This window comes from Streptomyces sp. NPDC042371 (genome assembly GCF_056437465.1).
On the sequence record NZ_JBWKAP010000016.1, the window covers coordinates 33,988 to 56,786 of the forward strand.

Sequence of the window (22,799 nt, forward strand, 5' to 3'; positions counted from 1 at the left end):
CTGGCCGGACGTGGGCTATCTCACGTGCGGTTTCCCTCTCCTGTGCGACGGTGGATGCGGCGGAGACGGGAGGCGGTGACCGGCTCGGGCCCGCACCCCTGCCGGTGCCCTTCGGGGCGTTCGGCGTACGGCAGCCCGCACCTGTTCCCGCACGGCGGGCGGCGCCGGGGCGGAGGCCGCGCACGCCAGGCGTACGGCATCGGCCGTGAGCTGTCGGGCCCGCATTCCGTCATGTCCCGCTCCTCGGCGCGGGGTCCTCGAAGGCGGCCTCCAGGCAGTCCCTCAGCCGAAGCATCCCGTCGCGCATGCGCGTCTTGACCGTGCCGAGGGGCACGGACAGGTGACGGGCCACCTCCCGATAGGTGTAGCCGTCGTAGTAGGCGAGCACGACCGCCTGGCGCTGCAGATCGGTGAGGCTCGCCAGGCAGCCGCGCACCCACTCGCGCTCCAGACGCGCCTCGACCTCCTCCGCGACGTGGTCGAAGGCGGGGCCCTCGCCGCGCCGTGCCGCACGCGCCTCGCGGTCGGCCGCCGCACGCACGCTGCGGACCCGGTCCACGGCCCTGCGGTGCGCGAGCGTGAGGATCCACGGCAGCGCACGGCCGCGTGCCGGATCGAACCGGGGAGCGCTGCGCCACAGCTCGATGAGCACCTCCTGGGTCACTTCCTCGGACTGCGCGCGGTCGCGCAGCACTCTGCGCACGAGCCCGAAGACCTGTCCCGACACCAGGACGTACAGCTCCTCGAACGCCTGCCGGTCCCCCTTCGCAATCAGCGGCAGCAACTCGTCCGCTTCCATCGGCTCCCCCGTCCCCCGACGTCTCCCGGCCGCTCGTGCGGCCGTCCGTGATTCGGCGTGGGGGTCCCGGCGGATGGGAGACGCGGCGGAGCCCGGGGCGGACAGGGGCGGGCGTCGGTTGAAACCCGGGCCAATCCGCCCGTGCGCCCGCCCCGAATGGCCTGTGTCAGTCGGCCTGTGCCAGCCAGTCAGCGACCAGCTGGTCGGCGGTCCTGGCCGGGCCGGGTTCATCAGACGCTCAAGGACGGATGCGATGACAGCACATGCCAGGAGGCGGACGGGGCGGCGCGGCCTCGCCGCGCTGGTCTGCGGCGCACTCGCCGCCGGGGGGCTCGCAGCCGCCGGGGTGAGTGCGCTGGCACCGGGAGCCGCGCAGGCCTCCAGTCACCGGGAGGCCCCGCTGATCTCGGGCCAGCCGCAGTACGACAACACGGACGTGTACGCGTTCGTCAGTCCCGACAAGCCGGACACCACGACACTCGTGGCGAACTGGACCCCGTTCGAGGAGCCCGCGGGCGGGCCCAACTTCTACCCGTTCCCCGAAGACGCCCAGTACGACATCCACATCGACAGCGACGGCGACTCGCAGGGCGATCTGCTCTACCGGTGGACGTTCGACAACAAGGTCAGGAACGGCAACACCTTCCGGTACAACACCGGTCAGGTCACCTCCCTCGACGACCCCGACCTCAACTTCAACCAGACGTACGACATCGACCTGCTGAAGCTGAAGGACCAGAAGGTCGTCTCCACCAAGAAGATCGCCAACAATCTGCCGGTCGCGCCGTCACGCGTGGGCGACGCCTCGATGCCCGACTACAAGAAGCTCCGCGACCAGGCCGTGCGGAAGGTCGCGGGCGGCACGTCGTACGTCGGGCAGGCCGACGATCCCTTCTTCCTGGATCTGCAGGTCTTCGACTCGCTGTACGGCGGCGACCTCTCGCAGGTCGGCAACGACACCCTCAAGGGCTACAACGTGAACACGGTCGCGTTGCAGGTCCCGAGCGCCGACATACGCCAGTCGGAGAAGCAGCCGACGGTCGGGGTCTGGTCGACGACCCAGCGCAAGAACGCCAAGGGCGACTGGACCCAGGTCTCCCGGCTCGGCAACCCGCTGGTCAACGAGCTCGTGGTGCCGCTGCGCGACAAGGACAAGTTCAACGCGTCCGCGCCGTGGAACGACGCGGACTTCGCGCCGTACGTGCAAAAGCCCGAGCTGCCGAAGCTCCTGGAGAAGGTCTACGGCATCAAGGCGCCTGCCGAGCCGAGGAAGGACCTGGTCTCCGTCTTCCTGACCGGGGTGAAGGACCTCAACCAGCCGCCCGATGTGCGTCCGGCCGAGACCCTGCGCCTCAACACCTCCATCAAGCCGACGGCCGATCCCAAGCGGCTCGGTGTCCTCGACGGCGACAACGCGGGCTTCCCGAACGGGCGGCGGCTCGCCGACGACGTCGTCGACATCGAACTGCAGGCCGTGGCGGGTGAACTCGTGGGCGCCAAGAACGACCTGGGTGACGCGGTGAACGCGAACGACCAGACGTTCGGCGGGTCCTTCCCGTACGTGGCACTGCCCACGTCACCGACGCACGCGCCGGCGGCCAAGGGCGGCGGCGACAACACCTCGGCGCGCGGCGAGCTCGGCGGGGCCCCGGTCCCGGCCTCCTCGTCGTCCGACGGGGCCGACGACTCGGTGCTGATCGCCTCCGCGGCGGCCGCGGCCGGGGGCGTGCTGCTGGTCGGGCTCGGTCTCGCGTGGTGGCGGGCACGGAGGCGGGGGGTCGGCAGGACCTCCTGAGCCATCCTCCGGAACGGACGCGGGTCTCCCACGTCCCTCCCGAACGGGCGCGGTCCGCACGTATCCCCCTGCGGGCCGCGCCTCCCCCTCTTCTCGCCTCTTCTCTGCCTCTTCTCTGCCTCTTCTCTGCCTCTTCTCTGTCCTTTCTCTGTCCCTTCTTCTCCGTTCTCCTTCTCGAACGATTGGTCTTGTTCATGGCACGCACCTCCGTACGAAGCGCCGTGGCCGTCGTCGCGCTCGCCCTCGTGCTCACCTCGGGTGCCGTCGTCATCAGCGGCGGCGACGGCGACCGGGCGGCGGGGCGGTCGACGCCCGTCGCCGTCGGGCCCGCCGCGCCGCTCGACGGTCTGCGCGGCGGCGATCTGGACCGGGGCGTGGAAGCGCTCCGGTCCGGGCTGCGCGACCGGCCCAAGGACTTCAGGTCCTGGGCCACGCTCGGCACGGCCTACGTCGAACAGGCCCGCACCCGCGGCGACCCCGCCCTCTACCGCGCCGCCGACCGCGCCCTGGACCGCTCACTGGAGCTGCGCCCCGGCTACGACGCGGCGCTCGCGGGGCGCGCCGCCGTCGCCGCCGCCCGGCACGACTTCCACGGCGCCCTGCGGTACGCCACGGACGCCCTCGCCGAGAACCCGTACGGCGAACGGGCCCTGGCCAGCCGCATCGACGCCCTCGTCGAACTCGGGCGCTACGACGCAGCGGCCCGCGCGGCCGACGAGGCGGACTCGCGGCGGCCCGGCGTCCCCGTCTTCACGCGGTACGCGTACGTACGGGAGCTGCGCGGCGACACCGCGACCGCGCGGCGCGTCCTGGAGCGGGCGCTCGACGATTCGACCGTGCCCGGCGACATCGCGTACGTGTCGACCGCGCTCGGCCAACTGGCCTGGCGCCAGGGCGACTACAAGGCCGCGCTGCGCCACTGCGGGGCCGCGCTGCGGGCGGACGCCACCTACCTCCCCGCCCTGGAGTGCCGGGCCCGCGCGCAGGCCGCGCGGGGCAGGACCGCCGCGGCGATCGCCGGACTGCGCGAGGTCGTCGGACGGCAGCCGCTGCCGGGTCCCGTGCTCGCGCTCGGCGAACTGTACGAGGCGCGGGGCGACAAGGCGCGGGCCCGTGAGCAGTACCGCCTCGTGGACGTGTGGGCCGAGCTGGCCCGTGCGAACGGGGTCGACCCCGATCTGGACACGGCACTCGCCTCGGCCGACCACGGAGACAAGAAGGTCGCGCTCCGGGCGGCTCGTGCCGAGTGGGAGCGGCGCAGGACCGTCCACACCGCGGACGCGCTCGGGTGGGCGCTGCATGTGAACGGGCGGGACGAGGAGGCACTGCGTTACGCGCGGCGTGCCACGGCCACCGGGTTCCGGGAGGCGTCGTTCCTCTTCCACCGCGGAATGATCGAACGGGCCGTGGGCGACAAGAAGGCGGCGCGGAAGTCACTGGCGTCCGCCCTGCGGCTGAACCCCGGCTTCTCGCCGGTGGGTTCGCGCGAGGCACGGGAAGCGCTGCGGTCGCTCGGGGGTGATACCTCGTGAGGCGCTGGGGGCTGCGGGGGCTCTGGGGCGGCGTGGTGCTGGGAGTGGTCATCGCGCTGGGCGCCCTCGGCGGCACCGCGCACGCCCATCCCCTGGGCAACTTCACCATCAGCCGGTACGACGGACTCGTCGCCGAGCCGGGGCGGCTGACGGTCGGCCACGTGGAGGACCTCGCCGAGATCCCCGCCGCCCAGGCGGCCCCCCGCATCCGTGAGGAGGGCCGCGCCCGCTGGGCCCGGCAGCGCTGCAGGGAAGCCGCCGACGACGCCCGCGTCACCGTGGCGGGCCGGTCCGCCGAACTGACCGTGGGCAGCGCGCGGGCCAGGGTGCGGCCGGGCCAGGCGGGGCTCGACACCCTCCGCGTGGAGTGCTCCTTCACCGCTCCCCTGCCCCGGAAGGACGGCGTGACCGTCCAGTTCCGCGGCAGCGTGCAGGACCGCACCGGCTGGCGGGAGATCACCGCCCGCGGCGACCGGATGACCCTCGCCCGCTCCGACGTGCCGGAGAAGTCCGTGTCGCAGCGGCTCACCCGGTACCCGAAGCGGCTGCTCTCCGACCCGCCGGACACCGCGTCCGCGTCGCTGCGGATCACGCCGGGCGGCCCCGCCCTCACGGCCGACCGCCCCGCGGACGAGGACGGGGTCGCTGCCGTGCTGCCTCGTGGCGCCGACCGGTGGGCGCAGGCCCTCACCGGCCTCGTCGGCCGCCATCCCCTCACCCCTGCGTTCGCCGCGCTGGCCCTCGGCACCGCCCTGCTCCTGGGCGCCCTGCACGCGCTCGCCCCGGGGCACGGCAAGACGCTGATGGCCGCCACCGCGGCCGCCCGCGGCCGTGCTTCCGTACGCGACGTGCTGCCGCTCGCCGCATCGGTGACGGTCACCCACACCCTGGGCGTGCTCGCCCTCGGGCTGCTGGTGAGCGGGGGCTCCGCAGCGGCCCCTTCGGTGGTCGCCTGGCTCGGCGTGGCGAGCGGGCTGCTCGTCACGGGCGCGGGCGTGCTGCTCATCCGCAGGGCGTGGCTGCGACGGCGCCTGGCAGGTCACGGGCACACGCACGATCACGGCCACGCCCACGAGCACACCCACGATCACGGTCACACGCACGGACATGCACGCGGGAGCAGCCTGCGCGGCGCGCTCTTCCTCGGTTTCGCCGGTGGGCTGGTGCCCAGTCCCTCCGCCGTCGTGGTGCTGGTCGGCGCCGCGGCGCTCGGGGAGGCGTGGTTCGGGCTGCTGCTCGTGGTGGCGTACGGGGCGGGGCTCGCCGCGACGCTGACGGCCGCCGGGTTCCTCGTCGTGCGCGTGGGTTCGTTCGCGGGGCGGCGCCTGGGGCCGGAGTGGGTGCGTCGGGGCACCGGACGGTTCCTGCCGCTCGGCTCGGCCTGCGTGGTTCTCGCTCTTGGGTGTGGATTGGTGTTCAAAGGGGCCGCAACAGCGCTCGGTTGAGCTACTTTTGTGGAGAATCGCACCGCTGCGGATGGGGGCGCCCCGTGAGCCAGCCAGAGCGCGTGATCGCCGGGCGGTACCGCCTGCTGGCCCCGTTGGGCGAAGGCGGCATGGGCACCGTGTGGCGGGCCCGTGACGAGGTGCTCGGCCGCGAGGTGGCCGTCAAGGAAGTGCGCGCCCCCGCCGGGCTCCCAGCGGACGAGGTCGAGCGGCTCTACGCCAGGCTCGAACGGGAGGCGTGGGCCGCCGCCCGCATCCCGCACCGCAACGTCGTCACGGTCTACGACGTCGCGAGCGAGAGCGGCCGCCCCTGGATCGTCATGGAGCTGGTGCGCGGCCTCTCCCTGTCCGACGTGCTGGAGGCGGAGGGGGCCCTGACCCCGCAGCGGACCGCCCGCATCGGCGCCGAGATCCTCGGCGCCCTGCGCGCCGCCCACGACGCCGGGGTCCTGCACCGCGACGTCAAGCCGGGCAACGTACTGATCGCGAACGACGGCCGCGTCGTCCTGACGGACTTCGGGATCGCGCTGGTCGAGGGGAGTTCGGCGCTGACGATGACCGGCGAGGTGGTCGGGTCGCCCGAATTCCTCGCCCCGGAGCGGGCGTTGGGACACCGGCCGGGTCCCGCGTCCGACCTGTGGTCGCTCGGCGTGCTGCTGTACGCCGCGGTGGAGGGCAGCTCACCGTTCCGCCAGGAAACTCCGCTGAGCACCCTGCGCGCGGTGGTGGACGAGGATCTGCCGCCCGCCACGGCCGCCGGGCCGCTCACGCCGGTCATCGAGGGGCTGCTGCGCAAGGATCCGGACGAGCGGATGTCCGCCGCCGACGCCGAGCGCGATCTGCGGACCGTGGCGGCGGGCGGCACCCCGAGCGCCACCACGGCGCTGCCCTACATGCCGACGACCACGGCCGAGCGCCCGCCTTCCGAGCCGACACCGCCCGGCGCCCTCCCCCTTCCCCCGCCGTCCGGACCCGCGACCGTCGTCGGCACCTCGACGGCCGCGCCGCGCCGGGACCGCCGTGCGGTGATCGCCCTGGTGGCGGGGATCGTCGCGCTGCTGCTCGCCGTGGGCGGGGTCACGTACGCCCTGGTCGGCCGGGGCGACGACGGCAAGGGCGGCGACAGCAACGGCAGCGGTTCGGGGACCGGCGGGTCGAACGGCTCGTCCGGCGGCAAGGACGGGGGCGGCAGTTCGTCGGGGGGTTCGGGCAACGGGTCCGGCGGCTCCAGCGGCTCGTCCGGCTCCACGGACGGGAAGGACAACGGGGGCACCACGGGCGGCGGCAGTGGAGGCAACGGCGGCAGCGGGGGGAACGGCGGCAGCGGAGGCACCACCAAGCCGCCCGCCCAGAGCGTGCAGGCGCACGTCGTGGGCGCCCACACGCAGTACGAGGGAGTGTGTCCGCCGACGGCCGGTCAGGCACCGTCGTTCACGGCGACGTTCACGGTGGGGCGGGTGCCCGCCACCGTCGAGTACCGCTGGGTCACGGCGTCGGGCGAGCCGGGCGACCCCGGCTGGAAGACGCTGTCCTTCTCCTCCGGCGGCGGCAAGACCCGCCAGGTCAATCACGTGGAGACCGCCTACGACCAGGGCGGCGGGACGTATCAGAACTCGATCCACGTCGAGGTGCGCAAGCCCGTGGCGGCGACGTCGAACTCGGTCGCGTACGCGGTGTGGTGCGCGCAGGAGACCCCGACGGGCGGGGCCTCCTACACACCGAACGGGTAGCCGAGGCGGGCGGGGGTCAGGCCGCCGCGGTGAACACGGGGAGGTAGCCACCGGACTGACCGGCGGCGGTGGGGTGGTAGGACTCGCCGATGTTGGTCCAGTTCACGCTGTGCAGCCAGGGGCTGCCCGAGCAGATCTCGTGCCCGGCGAAGGCGGACGCGACGTTGCCGTACGCGAAGCCGTGGTCGGCGGCCCGCTTGGCGGTGGCCGTGTTGAGGTAGTCGGATGCGTCGTTGATGGCGGTCCGCTCACGCTCGGAGAGTCCGGCGAGGCAGCTGCCGCCCAGCTTGTAGAAGCGGGGGTAGCCGAGCACCACCACGCGGGCGGCGGGTGCCTTTGCGCTGATCGCGTCGTAGACCTTGTCGAGGTTGCCGGGGAGCGTGGAGTCGACGTACTGGCGGGCCTGGTTGATGCGGGCGATGCAGTTGCTCTCGGACTGCAGCACGCAGGTGGTCATGACGTCGGCGAAGCCCGCGTCGTTGCCGCCGATGGAGATCGAGACGAGCCCGGTGCCGCTGCCGAGCGGGCCCAGCTGCTTCGCCAGAACATCACCCGTACGAGCGCCCGAGCAAGCCGTGAAGTTGAAGCTGGAGGGTGAATGCGCGGCCGCCCACAGAGCGGGGTAGGCGCGGGTGCTGCGCTTGCAGTCGCCGCTGCCGCTGTCGTAGCTGCCGGAGCCGACGCCCGAGGAGTAGGAGTCGCCGAGGGCCACGTAGCCGGTGGCTGCGGCCGATTGTTCGGCCGACTGGTCTGCGTGAGCCGCTGCGGCGCCGGTGAGCGCGAAGGCGGACGCAAGGAGGAGCGAGGACATGTATGCCGTGATTCGGGACAATTTCATGGAACCTCCCTTAGCAGGATTTCTGCCTCGACTGTGGTAGCACGCACCCCCAGCCGCCGATAGTGTCCATGTCAATGAATTCCTCAACAATCCCCTTTCCCACGTGGGGAGTTCACCTATCCCGGAGGGGTGTGGCGGGGAACATCTGCACACTCCCTCCGCATCTTGACGGGCCGCCGGGGACTGCGCGACATTGAAGCCCGGCATCCGGCGCGTCGGGGGGCAAAGTCGCCAATGCAGACCATCTGGAGCAAGGCACCGTCATCAGACACGGGGCAACAGACCGGACAGGCCCCCGACAAGGACCTGCTGCCGCTGCTCGCCGGGGCGGCCGTCGCCGTGGGCGCCGTCGGCGCGATGCTCGCGCTGATCGATCTGAGCTCACCGCTGCGCGGCCCGTTCACCCTGTTCTTCCTGCTCGCCGCGCCGGGCGCCGCGATCGGCGCCGCGCTGCGCGCGCTCACGCCGTGGGGCCGGGCCGTGGCTTCCGCATCCGGCGCCCTCGCGGTCAATCTGCTGGTCGCGCAGAGCATGCTGGCGCTGCACGTGTGGTCGGTGCGCGGCGGTGTCGTGGCGGTCGCCGTGCTCAGCGCGCTCATCCTCCTGCTCACAGCGGGACGGCAGCTTCGCCGCCGAGCGGCGAGAAGGTGGACCTCCTGACGTGAACATCACCGTGCACCGCCCCGGCGAACTCACCGCGGCCGACCGGGCGGCGTGGACCGCACTGCAGTCCAAGGCGCACCTCGACGGCTCACCCTCGCTCGCCAACCCCTTCCTCTCCCCCGAGTTCGCACTCGCGATCGGTCACGAGCGGCGCGGGGTGCGGATCGCCGTCGTGCGCGAAGAGCGCGAGCAGGCCGCGTTCCTGCCCTTCCAGAGGTCCGTCGCCGGAGTCGGCAGGGCCGTCGGGCTCGGCGTCTCGGACTGCCAGGGCCTTGTCCACCGGCCGGGCTTCGACTGGGACGCGAGGGAGCTGCTGCGGGCCTGTGGTCTCTCGGTGTGGGAGTTCGACCACCTGGTGGGCGGACAGGCACCGTTCGAGGCGAGCGCCTCGGGCACCTTCCCGTCCCCCGTCATGGACGTCGACCAGGGCTACGAGGTCTATCTCGGCCAACTCCGGGCCCAGTCACCGAAGTTCACCCGGACCACACTGGCCAAGGAGCGCAGACTCGGCCGCGACCACGGGCCGGTCCGCTACGTCCACGACGAACGCGACCCCAAGGTTCTCGCCACCCTGATGGGCTGGAAGTCCGCGCAGTACCGCAGGACGGGCCGCAGCGACCGCTTCGCACATGCGTGGATCGCGCACCTGGTGCGGCGGCTCTTCCACACCCGCTCCGACTCGTTCGCCGGGATCCTCTCGGTCCTCTACGCCGGGGACGCGCCGATCGCCGCGCACTTCGGACTGCGCTCCGAGCGGATCCTCGCCTGCTGGTTCCCCGCGTACGACCCGGCGTTCGCGAAGTACTCGCCCGGTCTGGTCCTGCATCTGCGCATGGCCGAGGCCGCCGCGGCCGACGGCATCGTCCAGCTCGACCTCGGCCGTGGCCAGAAGGCATACAAGGACTCCCTCAAGACACGCGAACTCACCGTGTCGGAGGGGTGGGTGGCGCTCCGCCACCCGGTGGCGTTCGGACACCTGGCGAGGCGGATCCCGGTCAGGGCGTTGCGGAACACCGTGCAATCACGACCGGAATTCTTCGAACCTGCCGACAAAATGCTCAAGAGCATGGGTCGAATTCGATCTAGAAGCCGGGAATAAGGCAGTCCGAATATGACCGAATAGATTACTCAAATCATGTGAAACGTGGGACCACGTTCCAGGTCTTGCCATACAGTCTCAATCATCAATACCGTTTCACATCCACCCGCAACGGTCCATCACGCAATGCGATCTAGGGGAGGGCTCAAGATCGCGACGGTGCCGGTGCGGGGCGCGGTAGGGGGGTGCCGTGCTCGGTGACCGCTCTTCGACCGAGTCACGTCCCGCGTTATGCCAGCTCACTCGGCATGCACGGAGATCTATTTCGTCATGCTCAAGTGTGAACCCCCCTTTCGAACCGGATCAATTGACGGACCGCCCGGGGGCGGGCGGTCCACCGGACGAGAGGGACCACCGGACTCATGACTTCGTCTGTGCGCCCGGCAAATGCCGGACAAGACCCGCTGAAAGAGATCGCCAGGAACTACCGTCCGATCTCCACTCACTTGGCGATCACACCGCCGGTGAGTGTGGTCATACCCGCGATGAACGAAGCGGAGAACCTTCCGTACGTCTTCAAGACACTTCCCGACTGGATCCATGAGGTCGTCCTCGTGGACGGAAACTCCACCGACGACACGGTGGCCGTGGCCCGTGACCTGTGGCCGGACGTGAAGGTCGTCCGCCAGCTCGGCAAGGGCAAGGGCGACGCCCTGATCACCGGCTTCGCCGCGTGCACGGGCGACATCATCGTGATGGTCGACGCCGACGGCTCGGCCGACGGCCACGAGATCGTCTCCTACGTCTCCGCCCTCGTCTCGGGCGCGGACTTCGCCAAGGGCTCCCGTTTCGCCAACGGCGGCGGCACGGACGACATGACGCCGATCCGCAAGCTCGGCAACCACGTCCTGTGCTCCGTCGTGAACACCAAGTTCGGGGCCCGCTACACCGACCTGTGCTACGGCTACAACGCCTTCTGGCGGCACTGCCTCGACAAGATCGAGCTCGACTGCACCGGCTTCGAGGTCGAGACCCTGATGAACATCCGGGTCGTCAAGGCGGGGCTGAAGGTCCAGGAGATCCCGAGCCACGAGTACCTGCGGATCCACGGCACCAGCAACCTGAGAGCCGTCCGGGACGGCTTCCGCGTCCTGAAGGTGATCCTCTCCGAGCGCTCCAACCGCGCCAGGCGCGGGGCACGGCGCAAGAGCGCGCGAGGGCTGCCCCTGCGCACCGGGCAGGGAGAGGCGTCTTGAGTCCGGACATCTCCGTCGTCATCTGCGCGTACACCGAGGACCGCTGGGAGGACATCCTCGCGGCGGTCTCCTCGGTGCGCGCGCAGTCACTGACGGCCCTGGAAACCCTCCTCGTGGTCGACCACAACGCCACGCTCCTGGACCGGCTCACCAGGGAGTACAAGGAGCCCACCGAGACCAACACCGTGCGGGTGCTCGCGAACGCGGGCCCCCGCGGCCTCTCCGCCGGACGCAACACCGGCATCGCCGCGGCCCGCGGCGGCATCATCGCGTTCCTCGACGACGACGCCGTCGCCGAGCGGGACTGGCTGCGGCACTTCGCCGAGGGGTTCGAGGACCCACGGGTCCTCGCCGTCGGCGGCCGCACCCTGCCCGCCTGGGAGTCGGGGCGGCGGCCGGTCTGGTTCCCCGAGGAGTTCGACTGGGTCGTCGGCTGTACGTACAAGGGGCTCCCCCGGGGCCGGGTCAGGGTGCGCAACGTCCTCGGCGGGAACGCCTCGTTCCGGCGCACCGCCTTCGACGCGGCGGGCGGCTTCGCCACGGGCATCGGACGGGACGGCGACAAACGCCCGCTGGGCTGCGAGGAGACGGAGTTCTGCATCCGCCTCTCCCGCGCCCGGCCGGACGCGGTGCTGCTCATCGACGACCGCTCAGTGATCCACCACCGGGTGCCCGCCTCACGGGAGCGGTTCCGCTACTTCCGTACGAGGACGTACGCGGAAGGCCTCTCCAAGGCGCTCGTCGCCCAGAGCGTCGGCGCCTCGAAGGGCCTGGAGTCCGAGCGGCGGTACACCACGCGTGTGCTGCCCGCCGGGGTCGGTCGCGGCCTGCGCGACGCGGCGCTCGGCCGCCCGGGCGGCGCGGGCCGCGCGGGTGCCATCGTGGCGGGAGTGCTCACCGCGGCCGGGGGGTACGTACTCGGCACCGTCCGTGCGCGCAGGGGAGGCACCGCGTTCTCGGTGCTTCCGGTGGACGCGAGGAGCGCGGGTGGCGAGGGGGCTGCCGCATGACCACGGAATCCGTGCCGATCCTGATGTACCACTCGGTGGCGCGCGTGCCGAGCGCCGCGACGCACGGGCTCTCGGTGTCGCCCGACGACTTCGAGCGCCAGATGGAGGTGCTCGGCGAGCAGGGGTTCACGCCGCTCACGACCGCACAACTGGCCGCCGTCTGGCGGACGCGGGAAAAAGCACTGCCCGAGCGGCCCGTCCTGATCACCTTCGACGACGGCTATGAGGGCGTGCACCGGTACGCGCTGCCCGTGCTCGCCAAGCACGGCTTCGCGGCGACCCTGTTCGTCTCCACCGGCTGGCTGCGCGGGGAGTACGACACCGGGGGCGCCCTCGACCGCATGCTCGACTGGGACCAGGTGCGCGAACTCGCGGCCGCGGGCGCGGAGATCGGCGGGCACAGCCACACGCACCCCGAGCTCGACCAGCTGTCCGACGACGCGCTCCGGTTCGAGCTGCGGCGCTGCCGCGACATCGTCGCCGACCAGCTGGGCACCCGGCCCGCGTCCTTCGCGTACCCCTACGGCTACTCCAGCCGACGGGTGCGCGAGCGGGTCCGCGAGACGGGCTTCCGCCAGGCGCTCGCCGTCGGCAACGGCCTGGCGCGCCGCGCCCAGGGGCCGTACGCACTGCGGCGGGTGACCGTGCGCCGCAGCACCGGTGCCGAGGAGTTCGAGCGGCTGGTGGCGGGCCGCGCGATCGGCCGCAACTTCGCCGAGGACCGCACCCTCACCAAGGGGTACGCCCTGATCCGCAGAGCCCGACAGGTCCGCCGGAAGGCAATCCGTTCCCGTGTCTGACACGACCACGGCCCAGGCCGGCGTCTCCGGTCCCGCCGACGGCACGGGCAAGCCGCCGTCCGGCAAGTCCGGCAGGCCTCGCAGGATGCGCCTGCCGGGCCGGGGCGGCGGCAACAGCCCGCTGTTCCGCAACGCGTACGCACTGATGCTCAACACCGGCATCTCCGGCGTGCTCGGCGTGGGCTTCTGGCTGGCGGCCGCCCGGTACTACTCGGAGTCGGCGGTCGGCCAGGGATCGGCGGCGATCGCGGCGATGAAGCTCCTCGCGGGGCTCACCGCCGTGACGCTGACCGGCGCCCTCGCGCGGTTCATCCCCGTCGCGGGCCGCGCCACGGGCAAGTTCATCTTCCGTACGTACGCGGGCAGTTCGGTGGCGGTGGCGTTCGCCGCCCTCGTCTTCCTGCTCACGCTCGACCTCTGGGGACCCTCGTACCGCTTCCTGCACGGGCCCGTCCACGGCATCGGCTTCGTCCTCGCCGTCGTGGCCTGGTCGGTCCTGACCCTGCAGGACGGCGTCCTGACCGGGCTGCGCAACGCGCTCTGGGTGCCCGTCGGCAACACCGTCTTCTCGGTGGCCAAGCTGGGCCTGCTCATCGCGATGGCCGCGGCGATCCCCACCGCGGGCGTCTTCGTGTCCTGGGTCGCCTCGATCCTCGTGTCGGTGATCCCGCTCGGCTGGCTGGTCTTCCGGCGCCTGGTGCCACGGCACGTGAAGGCCACCGCGGGGAAGGCGCATCCGCCCACCCTGCGCGAGATCGGCCGCTTCCTCGCCGGGGACTACACCGGCTCGCTCTTCTCGCTCGCCGTGGTCTATCTCGTCCCGGTCCTCGTCGCCTCGCAGGTCAGCTCGGTCGACAACGCGTACTTCTACATCACCACCACCATCGGCGGCACGGTCAATCTGCTCGCCATCAACATGGGCGCCTCGCTGACCGTGGAGGGCGCGCACGATCCGGCGCTGCTCGCCGCCAACACCCGCTCGGCGCTGCGCCGGATGGCGACGATCATGCTGCCGGTGTGCGGGATCCTCTTCCTGGCCGCGCCGATGATCCTGCGCATGTTCGGTCAGGGATACGCGGACGCGGCCACTCCGCTGCTGCGCTGGTTCGCGGTGGGGGCGCTGCTGCGGGTCGTCATGGAGACGTACTTCGCGGTGCAGCGCGCCCAGAGCAAGACCTCAGGGATCGCCTGGCTGCAGGGCCTGTTGTGCGTCCTGGTACTCGGTCTCACACTGCTCCTGCTGCCGCGGATGGGGCTGACCGGCGCGGGCATCGCGGAGATCTCCAGCCTCGCCGTGATCGTGGCCATCGCGGCGCCGAAGCTGTACCGCGTGGTGCGGGCGGCGCCCTCGGACAGGTCCGAGGACACGGCGCCGGACGGGGACCTGGCCGACCTGGGGACGCCGGACACCCCCGCGGAGCAGGTGCGGGCGGGGGCGCAGGCCGCCGGGGCGACGGGCGGGGGCGGAGCCGGGGGCAAGGCGCACAAGGAGCGCCACGGGCCCGCCTGGGCGCTGCGCGAGTCGCTCGACTCGGACACCCTCCACCTCGCCGTGCAGCTCGACTTCGAACACCAGGAGCGCAGGCCCGACGTGCGGCCGGGTCCTGGCACGCCCGCCTCAGGAACGCCCGCGGCGCGGAGCGAGGGGGACGACATGGACCACCGGCCGACCTGGGCACTGAGATCCCCGGCCGGACCGGTGGAGGAGCCCGCTCCCGCCAAGCCGACGTACGCGCCGACACCCGCCCCGACACCCACGGAACTGCTGGAACCTGTGGAGCCGGAAGTACAGGAGAAGCAAGAGGAGCAAGAGGAGCAAGAGGAGCAAGAGGAGCAAGAAGAGCTACGGGGCCCGGCAGAGCCCGCCCCGCGCCGCCACATCCTCGTCATGGCCCTGCTCCTCGCCACCGCACTCGCCCTGTACTGGCTGCCCGTCCTCGGCCTCGGCGAGAAGGACCTGGACGAGATGGGCGGCCTCGGGCTGATCTCCGTGCTGCCCATGCCGACGCTGATCGGCGCCGCCCTCCTGGCCGTCGTGTTCGCCACGCTGCTCTGGATGGACCGGCCGATCAAGAGCCTCCTCCTGCTCACCCTGCTCGCGACCGTGGTGTCGCTGCACGCGCTGCCCGCCGTCATCGAGACCGAGCCGCGGTTCGCCACGGCCTGGCAGCACCTGGGCTTCATGGAGTACATCGACCGGACCGGCAGCGCGGTGCCCGATCTGGACGCGCGCTGGAGCTGGCCCGGCTTCTTCGCCGCGGCCACCTTCGTCGCGAAGGCGTGCGGCGTCTCGGACATGACCGAGGTGATCCGCTGGTGGCCGACGGCCATGCAACTGCTCTACCTGGCGCCGATGTTCCTGCTCGTGCGCTCTATGCGGGCGGCCTGGCGCGCCAAGTGGGCCGGCCTGTGGATCTTCGTCCTGAGCGGCTGGGTGGGACAGGACTACTTCTCCCCGCAGGGCTTCACGTTCCTGCTCTACATCGCCTTCGTCGCCGTGCTGATGGTGTGGTTCCGGGCGCCGCGCATGCTGTGGGCCAAGCGGCGTCCCGGGGAGGTGGAGGTCGAGCCGACCGGCCGCAAGGAGCGGGCCGTGCTGCTCCTGGTCCTGATCGGCCTCTTCGCCGCGACGGTCCCCGCCCACCAGCTCACGCCGTTCGTGATGCTCGGCGTGCTCACGGTGCTCGTCCTGGTCGGCCGCTGCGAACTGCGCGGCCTGCCCATCCTGTTCGGCGTGCTCGTCGTCGTATGGCTCGGCTTCCTCGCCGAACCGTACTGGTCGGGGCACTTCGACGACCTGTTCGGCGGGGTCGGCGGCGTCGGCGGGAACGTGTCCTCGTCGGTCTCCGGGCGCATCGAGGGCGGCAGTTCGACCCACCAGCTCGTGCTGTACGCGCGCGTGGCGATGGCGGGCAGCGTGCTGGCGTTCGCCTGCTGGGGCTGGTGGCGACGGCGCTTCTACAAGTACAGCGAGCGCTCGCTGCTCGTCCTCACCTTCGTGCCGTTCCTGGGCTTCGGCATGCAGTCGTACGGCGGCGAGATGGCCCTGCGCGTCTTCATGTTCGCGCTGCCTGGCGCGGCCCTGCTCGCCGGTCTTGCGCTGTTCCCGCGGGCGGGCATCACGCGGGACGAGCGCGACCGCGACCGGGTGAGCCTCGCGCCGCTGGCCGCGCTGATGGCCGGTCTGGTCCTGATGGGCGGCTTCCTGGTGGCCCGCTGGGGCAACGAGCCCTTCGAGCGGATCCGTCCCGGCGAGGTCGCGGCGATGGACTACCTGTACGAGCACGACGACCCGACGGCGCGGCTGCTCTGGATGAGCAACGACACGGTCGACAACGTCACCCCGTCGATTCCGTGGGGCGCCCGTGACATGGAGAAGCTGGAGTACGTTCCCACGCTCGCGCCCGCCGACCCCGTCCTGGTGTCGGGCCTGGTGAAGTCCCTCAAGGACGCGGGCCCCCACTCGTATCTGATGATCAACCGCAGCCAGACGACCTATCTGCAGATGGACGCCGGATACGCCGCGTCGTGGGAGCCGCGCATCATCCGCCACCTGGACGACCGCAGGGACCTCAGGAAGGTCTTCACCAACGCCGACGCGACCATCTACACCCTGACCAGGCAGCCGGACGGCAGGGCCGCGAAGCCCGATCCGGGGCCCGTCGGGCCGAAGGTGACGTGGACGCCGTGGTCGGTCGTGGGCGGGCTCGCGGCGGTGGCGCTCATCCTGCTGCTCGGGGCGCGCGAGATGGTGCGGGTCGGCGCGGCGCCGAGCGTGCGGCAGCAGCGGTGGCTGCAGGGCAGCTTCTGGTTCTCGCTGCCGCTGCTCGCGGTGCTGCTCGCCTCGCTGATCCAGCGGTTCCTGACGATGGCGTGAGCGGGTGGGGTGAGGTGGGACGGGGCGGCTCAGCGCTTGAGCCACTTCACCTCGTACCCCGCCATGTCGAACCGTCGGCCGTCGATCTTCGCGCTGATCCGCCGGTCGAGGGTGTTGACCACGAGTACGGCCCGGTCGTCGGCGAGGACCCGGACGTTCGGCCGGTCGTCGGCGGCGACGGACACCTTCGCGTACTTCGTGCCGGGGCCGAACTCCTTGCCGAACCGTCCGATGAGCTTCATCATCGGCAGCTCGGCCCCGCCGTCGCGGAGTTGGGTGGCGGACCAGAGGCAGCCCGCGCACTTCGTCCCGCGCTTCTGCGGGTTCCAGTAGAAGCCGCTCGTGGCGCCGCCGCGGACCATCGCCATCAGTCCTGACGCCTGGACGGCGACGCGGTGCGCCTCGGACCAGTCGTCCCGGTCGTCCTGGCCGTCGCCCGGCTCCACGTAGTACTCGGCCCACCACAGCGGCAGGTCGCCGGTCCGCTCGCGCACCCACGTGCCGACGTCCGTGAACTTCTCGGTGGCCCGGAACTCGTCGGGGAGCAGCTCGTCGTCCACGGTGTAGCTGGAGCCGTCGACGACGACGAAGTCGGCGCCCGCCTTGTACTTGTTCCAGTGGTCGAAGGCGTCGATGATCCGCTCATCCATGCGCCCCCACGGGCCCTTCGGCTCTGCCGGGACACCCTCGGTCTGGCGCGGGTCGACGCTGTTCATGACCAGGTAGGGGCCGCCGACCATGATGTCCTTGTCGACCTTCTTGAGCGCCTTGTAGACCAGGTTGTAGAGCTCGGTGTACCCCTCGTAGTCCCAGCGGCCCTTCTCGTTGTTCCAGAAGCCCTTGAACTCGTTCCAGACGACGAAGTGGCGGACGTCGGGATAGCGCTTGGCGACGGTCGCGGCGAGCTCCGCGAAGTCCTTGTAGTGCGCGCGGTCCGGGGCGGTCTCCAGGGACCGCTTGCTCCAGTCCGTCTTGTCCGCGCCGGGTTCGCCGCCCTTCATCCAGTCGGGCGCGCAGCACAGCGTGACGACGGGGATGCCGTCGCTCTCCCGGACGAAGTCCATCCGGCGGTCCATCGCGGAGAAGTCGTAACGCCCCTTCACCGGCTCGGGATTGCCCGCGCCCCAGCCCATGATGTGCTGGATCTGCGGGACGGGCCTGCCCTGGTCCGCGAGCTCGGTGCGGACGCGCCCGACGGCCTTGTCCTCGCCCTCGTCCGCGCTGTACTGGGTGTGGGTGAAGCCCCAGCCCACCTGCGGTCTGGCGTCGCCGGGCGGGACGGCGGGGGTGCCGTGCACCTTGTCCCCGTCAGGAGTGGTGCCCGCGGTGCTGCCCGTGTCACCGGGCAGCGTGTTGACCAATGTGATCACCAGGGTCAGTGCGACCAGACCGACACCGAGCAGGGCGGTGAGACGCCACCGCCGTGCGTCCGCGTTCCACTCATGACGTCCCATCAGCGGCAACAATATCGGGACAAGTCGGCGGTAGGACAGGTTCCGGACGACAGCTCGGTGACAACGGTCTCCGAATCGGGCGCACGGAACACACCGCGGAAAGCGGATGCACAACGGCGTGCGCGTGCCGGATCATGTCGGCATGTCTGCGAACCCACAGGACGCCCTGCCGATCCGGCTCAACGTCGACGACAGCGACTCCCCGTCGGATGTCGTGGACGCCCTCTTCCTCGGCCGTTTCGCGACGGGCGAGCAGCCCTTCTCGCACAGCGCGAACATCGACCGCGTCAAATCGGGTTCCACCCTGCTGCCGCCCGGCGCCGCGGTGCTGCGCGCGGCCCGCGACGACGACCGCAGCGCCACGCTCGCCGAGGGCGACGGCTGGACGCTCCTGGTCTCCCGCTGGAACCGCGGCGCGGACGTCACGGTGACGGCGACCACCGCCGAACTCGCCGAGAAGGTCCTGAAACAGGCCACGGACGGCGCGCAGGACGAGCCCGAACCGCAGCCGGAGAACGTGACCATGGGCTTCTGGTACGTCTCCCCGCGCCGCGGCCCGCACCGCACCACCCGGCAGATCTCGGCCGGTACGTGGGAGGAGGTGCGGACCAACTACACGGCGCCGGTCGCCGACGCCATGGACACGCTGATGAAGACGGTTCCCGAGGACATCTCGGGCCGCCTGCTACTGCTCCACGGCCCGCCGGGCACGGGCAAGACGTCGGCGCTGCGGACGCTGGCGCGCTCGTGGCGGGACTGGTGCCAGGTGGACTGCGTGCTCGACCCCGAGCGGCTGTTCAACGACGTCGGCTATCTGATGGACATCGCGATCGGCGAGGACGACGGGACGGCGAAGGGCCGCTGGCGGCTGCTGCTCCTGGAGGACTGCGACGAGCTGATCCGCGGCGAGGCCAAGCACACGGCGGGCCAGGCCCTGTCGCGGCTGCTCAACCTCACGGACGGCCTGCTCGGCCAGGGCAGGAACGTGCTGGTGGGGGTCACGACCAACGAGGACCTGGAGCGCCTGCACCCGGCGGTGGTCCGCCCCGGCCGCTGTCTGGCCCGCATCGAGGTGGGCCCGCTGACCCGTCCCGAGGCGGTGGAGTGGCTCGGCACGGAGGAGGGCGTGTCCCGCGAGGGCGCCACCCTCGCGGAGCTCTTCGCCCTGCGCCGGGGCACGTCCCCGACGTCGGTGCCCGACCAGCGCGAGGGGGCGGACTCGGGGCTGTATCTGTAAGGCCCGTATCTGTAAGGCCCGTTGCGGGCGGCCGTGCCGCTCCTGCGACGTGGTCTAGCCGGAGGTTCCGTAGGCCGCGCGCAGGGCGTCCCGCACCGCGGCGAGTGCGGCCTCCTGCGAGAGGCCCAGTCTGCGGGCCCGCTCGGCGTAGGACTGCGCCTCGGCCGACGCGGCCTTCGCCGCCGCGTCCCCCGCCGCCGCGACGAACGTCCCGTTCCGCCCCCGGGTCTCGATGACCCCGTCGGACTCCAGCGCCCGGTAGGCCTTGGCCACCGTGTTGGCGGCGAGCCCGAGGGATTCGGCGAGCCCCCGCACGGTGGGCAGCTTGTAACCGGCGGGCAGCGCCCCGGACCTCGCCTGCTCGGCGATCCGGGCCCGCACCTGCTCGTACGGCGCGTCGCCCGCGCCCGCGTCGATGTCGATCTTCAAAGTCACGGGGTGATTGTCCCGCACCCCGCCGCTTGCGGCACCGCTGCGCGCCGTGGCCGCGGAAAAGCCGTGGCTGCGGAAGCGGCCGCGAAAAATGAGGAGCGGCTCGACTCACCCCACGCGTACCGTGCGGCTCCATGACAGTGATCGTCCGAGCCCTCGACCGCGAGGGGCCGAAAGCCGCCGCGGACGACGCGGGTTTCGCCGCCGTACGCCGGGCCTGCGTGCCCGCCATGCTCGCCACCTCCGCCTCGGTCGCCTTCGACCGCGCGCACGCCCATCCGGACTCCGGCTACCGGCAGTTGATCGCGGAGACCGACGGCGAGGTCATCGGCACGGCGCAGGTGGGCATCGCCTACGACAGCCCCGAGCCGGGCCAGGGCTTCGCCAACATCTACGTACATCCCGAGCGGCTCGGCAGGGGCGCGGGGACGCTGCTCCTGCGCACGGCGGAGGAGTACCTCGCGGACGCGGGCGCGCGGACCGTCTACTCATGGGTCCTCGACGAGCCCGCGAACCTCGCCTTCGCCGCCCGCCACGGCTACCGGTCGCGGCGCAGCGCGCACTTCCTCCGCCTTGACCTGGCGCACGGCACGCTGCCGCCCCGCAGCGAGCCGCCCGCCGGAGTCGAGCTGGTAGACGGGTCGGTGTTCGCGGACGACGCGCGCGCGTTGTTCGCACTCGACGCGGAGACGGTGGCGGACGAACCGAGCGACGTGGCCGCCGAGTTCTCGGACTACGAGCACTGGCTCGCCGAGACCTGGCGCCATCCGCTGGTCAGCCAGGAGCTCACCACGGTGGCGCTGGTGGCGGGCCGCCCCGCGGCGTTCAGCCTGGCCCGCGCGGACGGCGCGGGACGCTACTCGTCCAACATGACCGGCACGGCGCGCGCCCACCGCGGCCGCGGCCTGGCCAAGCTCGCCAAGAACGACTCCCTGCACCGGGCCCGCGCGGCGGGCTGCACGGAGGCGTTCACGGGCAACGACGCCGGGAACGGGCCGATGCTGGCGATCAACGAGTGGTTCGGTTACGAGATCTGTGGAACGGAGGTCCGCCATGTCCGCACCCTCGGCTGACGCGTCGGAGTCCCTGGAGGTCGCCCTGGTGAAGGCGGGCCGGACCAAGATCCGCTACCCCGCACGGCTGCTGCACGACGACGGGACCCGCCTCGCCGTCCGGGCGCCCTGGGCGGCTCCCGGGGTCCGTGACTTCGGCTTCGTGCGCTTCGAGCCCGGCGACGTCTTCGTCGAGCACTACTGGCGCGACCGCTGGTACGCGATCAAGGAGGTGTACGCGGGGGACGGGTCCCGCAAGGGCTGGTACTGCGACGTGACCCGCCCGGCCGTCCGCGACGGCGCCGTCCTCACGGTGGAGGACCTGGACCTGGATCTGTGGGTCTCGGCGGACCGCGGGACCGTACTGCGCCTGGACGAGGACGAGTTCGCGGAGAGCGGGCTCGCCGCCGAGGACCCGGCCGCGGCCGCCGCGGCGGTCCGCGCCCTGGACGACCTCGAAGCGCTGGCCCGGGGCGCCGGGTTCGACCTGGACTACTCGGCGACCAGCTCCACTTCATAGCCCCACGCGTCTTCCAGATAGGCCGCGTACCGCCCCTCACCGCCTGCGTGGGGGTGCCGGTCCGCGAAGAGCAGGGCCCATCCGTGGTCGGGCGCGGCGGCCACGAGCCGGTCGAGCACGGCCCGGCCCGCCACGTGGAACGCCAGGTGGTTCAGGCCGGGGCGGTGCCGGTCGTGGCCGCCGGGCCGTAGGTCCGGCGACTGTTCGAGCACCACGTACGCCTCGTCGCGGCGCCAGCTGCGGCCGTGGCCCCAGCGCTGGAACGGCACATGGCCCAGCTCGCCGAGGAGCCACCCCCACGAGACCGCGGCCGCCGCCAGGTCGGGGACCCACAGCTCCACGTGGTGTACCCCGCCCGCCCGCACCGGGGCGAGGGACTCCGGCGCCGTGGTGCGGTCGCCCTCATAGGCCACCGCCTCCTCGTCCGACTGCCAGTGCACGATGAAGCGCTCGCCCGCGCGCCAGGCGGCCAGGCCCGCTCTGCAGTACGCCACCATGTCGTGCGGCAGCGCGGACAGGGGGTGCCAGACGAGCTCGGCGCACTTGTCCGGCTCCGCGTTGACCGGCTCGCCGCCCGCGCCGTGCTCCGCCGAGAAGAACCAGCCGGTGCGCGGCGCCTCGCCGGGGCCGCGGTGCTGGACGACCGCCTCCACGCGCAGGTCGGCGGGGGCGAGGTCGAGCCCGACCTCCTCGCGCGCTTCCCGGATCATGGCCGCGCGGACGTCCTCGCCGTCCTCCACGTGGCCGGAGGGGAGGTGCAGGAGGCCGTCCCCATACCCCGTACCAGAACGGCGGGCGAGCAGGACGTTGTCGCCGCGGCGCAGGATCAGATGGACGTCGACGACCTCGGTGTGCCGGGCCGGGGCGTCCGGCACCACGCCCACCAGCGCATACCGCTCGTCCCCCGGCAGCCGCTCGGAGTGGAGGCGGGCGACCAGGGGTGTCAGGGCCGACACCGGACGGGACATGGGGAGGCCCGCGGGGCGCACGGTCCCCCGCTCGCCTTCGACGAGAACCAGCCTTCCGCCGGGCCGCAGCAGGCCGCACCAGCGCCGCAGGGCGGCCTCGGGGTCCGGCAGCGTCCACAGGACGTCGTGGGCAAGCACGACGTCGAACCGCCGCCCCTGGACCGGCGGCCGGTCCGCGTCGCCGACCGGCACCTCGGTGACGCGGTGGCCGCGGTCGGCGGCGAGCCGGGCGAGGCTGCCGGTGCCGAGGTCGAGGACGTCACCGGGGGCGTCCGGCAGCCAGTCCCGCAACCGGTCGGCCCAGTCGATCGCCTCGTTGCTCGTCATGCCCCGATGGTCGCAGCTGCCACTG

Annotated in this window: 18 protein-coding genes; 13 read left to right on the forward strand and 5 right to left on the reverse strand. The window is 72.1% G+C overall.

Annotation, left to right across the window (positions count from 1 at the left end):
- Positions 1-229 precede the first annotated feature (229 nt).
- Positions 230-874 (reverse strand): ECF RNA polymerase sigma factor SigK, encoded by a 645-nt coding sequence (gene sigK / locus AC068B_RS35175; RefSeq protein WP_478675654.1) that lies wholly within the window; start codon positions 872-874, stop codon positions 230-232.
- Positions 875-1,052: 178 nt separating this feature from the next.
- Between sigK and AC068B_RS35180 the strand changes: the two genes are divergently transcribed.
- From AC068B_RS35180 to AC068B_RS35195, 4 genes are all read left to right on the forward strand, one after another.
- The gene (locus AC068B_RS35180) at positions 1,053-2,594 is read left to right on the forward strand and encodes a DUF4331 domain-containing protein (RefSeq protein WP_478675570.1); all 1,542 of its coding nucleotides are present in this window, start codon (positions 1,053-1,055) and stop codon (positions 2,592-2,594) included.
- Positions 2,595-2,788: 194 nt separating this feature from the next.
- Entirely contained in the window at positions 2,789-4,126 is a 1,338-nt protein-coding gene (locus tag AC068B_RS35185; protein ID WP_478675571.1) for a tetratricopeptide repeat protein, read from the forward strand.
- Positions 4,123-5,571 (forward strand): HoxN/HupN/NixA family nickel/cobalt transporter, encoded by a 1,449-nt coding sequence (locus AC068B_RS35190; protein ID WP_478675572.1) that lies wholly within the window; start codon positions 4,123-4,125, stop codon positions 5,569-5,571. Before AC068B_RS35185 ends, AC068B_RS35190 begins: the two co-directional genes overlap by 4 nt.
- Positions 5,572-5,615: 44 nt before the next feature.
- A complete protein-coding gene (locus AC068B_RS35195; RefSeq protein WP_478675573.1) occupies positions 5,616-7,301 on the forward strand; it encodes a serine/threonine-protein kinase in 1,686 nt (561 codons plus the stop codon).
- 16 nt (positions 7,302-7,317) lie between these two features.
- Here the strand turns inward: AC068B_RS35195 and AC068B_RS35200 are convergent, their stop codons facing one another.
- On the reverse strand, positions 7,318-8,139 hold the full coding sequence (locus tag AC068B_RS35200) for an SGNH/GDSL hydrolase family protein (RefSeq protein WP_478675574.1): 822 nt from the start codon (positions 8,137-8,139) through the stop codon (positions 7,318-7,320).
- Between the two features lie 234 nt (positions 8,140-8,373).
- Between AC068B_RS35200 and AC068B_RS35205 the strand changes: the two genes are divergently transcribed.
- From AC068B_RS35205 to AC068B_RS35230, 6 genes are all read left to right on the forward strand, one after another.
- A complete protein-coding gene (locus tag AC068B_RS35205; protein WP_478675575.1) occupies positions 8,374-8,799 on the forward strand; it encodes a hypothetical protein in 426 nt (141 codons plus the stop codon).
- Between the two features lies 1 nt (position 8,800).
- Positions 8,801-9,901, forward strand: coding sequence for a GNAT family N-acetyltransferase (locus AC068B_RS35210; protein WP_478675576.1), 1,101 nt, complete (start codon positions 8,801-8,803; stop codon positions 9,899-9,901).
- A 362-nt stretch (positions 9,902-10,263) separates the two neighbouring features.
- Entirely contained in the window at positions 10,264-11,097 is an 834-nt protein-coding gene (locus AC068B_RS35215; protein ID WP_478675577.1) for a glycosyltransferase family 2 protein, read from the forward strand.
- A complete protein-coding gene (locus AC068B_RS35220) occupies positions 11,094-12,107 on the forward strand; it encodes a glycosyltransferase family 2 protein (protein ID WP_478675578.1) in 1,014 nt (337 codons plus the stop codon). Before AC068B_RS35215 ends, AC068B_RS35220 begins: the two co-directional genes overlap by 4 nt.
- Positions 12,104-12,907, forward strand: a complete 804-nt coding sequence (locus tag AC068B_RS35225) for a polysaccharide deacetylase family protein (protein ID WP_478675579.1) — start codon at positions 12,104-12,106, stop codon at positions 12,905-12,907. The genes AC068B_RS35220 and AC068B_RS35225 overlap by 4 nt, the downstream gene beginning before the upstream one ends.
- Positions 12,900-16,784 (forward strand): lipopolysaccharide biosynthesis protein, encoded by a 3,885-nt coding sequence (locus AC068B_RS35230; protein ID WP_478675580.1) that lies wholly within the window; start codon positions 12,900-12,902, stop codon positions 16,782-16,784. Before AC068B_RS35225 ends, AC068B_RS35230 begins: the two co-directional genes overlap by 8 nt.
- A 29-nt stretch (positions 16,785-16,813) precedes the next feature.
- On the opposite strand, the gene AC068B_RS35235 is transcribed toward AC068B_RS35230, so the two are convergent.
- Entirely contained in the window at positions 16,814-18,238 is a 1,425-nt protein-coding gene (locus tag AC068B_RS35235; protein WP_478675581.1) for a GH39 family glycosyl hydrolase, read from the reverse strand.
- A gap of 142 nt (positions 18,239-18,380) precedes the next feature.
- On the opposite strand from AC068B_RS35235, the gene AC068B_RS35240 reads away from it, so the two are divergent.
- Positions 18,381-19,475, forward strand: a complete 1,095-nt coding sequence (locus tag AC068B_RS35240) for a DUF5925 domain-containing protein (RefSeq protein WP_478675582.1) — start codon at positions 18,381-18,383, stop codon at positions 19,473-19,475.
- Between the two features lie 54 nt (positions 19,476-19,529).
- Here the strand turns inward: AC068B_RS35240 and AC068B_RS35245 are convergent, their stop codons facing one another.
- Entirely contained in the window at positions 19,530-19,910 is a 381-nt protein-coding gene (locus AC068B_RS35245; RefSeq protein WP_478675583.1) for a GntR family transcriptional regulator, read from the reverse strand.
- Between the two features lie 131 nt (positions 19,911-20,041).
- Here AC068B_RS35245 and AC068B_RS35250 point away from each other — a divergent pair, with 131 nt between their 5' ends.
- Complete coding sequence (locus AC068B_RS35250) at positions 20,042-20,980, forward strand: N-acetyltransferase family protein (protein ID WP_478675584.1); 939 nt, start codon at positions 20,042-20,044, stop codon at positions 20,978-20,980.
- Entirely contained in the window at positions 20,961-21,479 is a 519-nt protein-coding gene (locus AC068B_RS35255; RefSeq protein WP_478675585.1) for a ribonuclease FAU-1 family protein, read from the forward strand. Before AC068B_RS35250 ends, AC068B_RS35255 begins: the two co-directional genes overlap by 20 nt.
- Here the strand turns inward: AC068B_RS35255 and AC068B_RS35260 are convergent.
- On the reverse strand, positions 21,452-22,774 hold the full coding sequence (locus AC068B_RS35260; RefSeq protein ID WP_478675586.1) for an NUDIX domain-containing protein: 1,323 nt from the start codon (positions 22,772-22,774) through the stop codon (positions 21,452-21,454). The two genes, AC068B_RS35255 and AC068B_RS35260, sit on opposite strands and share 28 nt — an antisense overlap.
- Positions 22,775-22,799 lie beyond the last annotated feature (25 nt).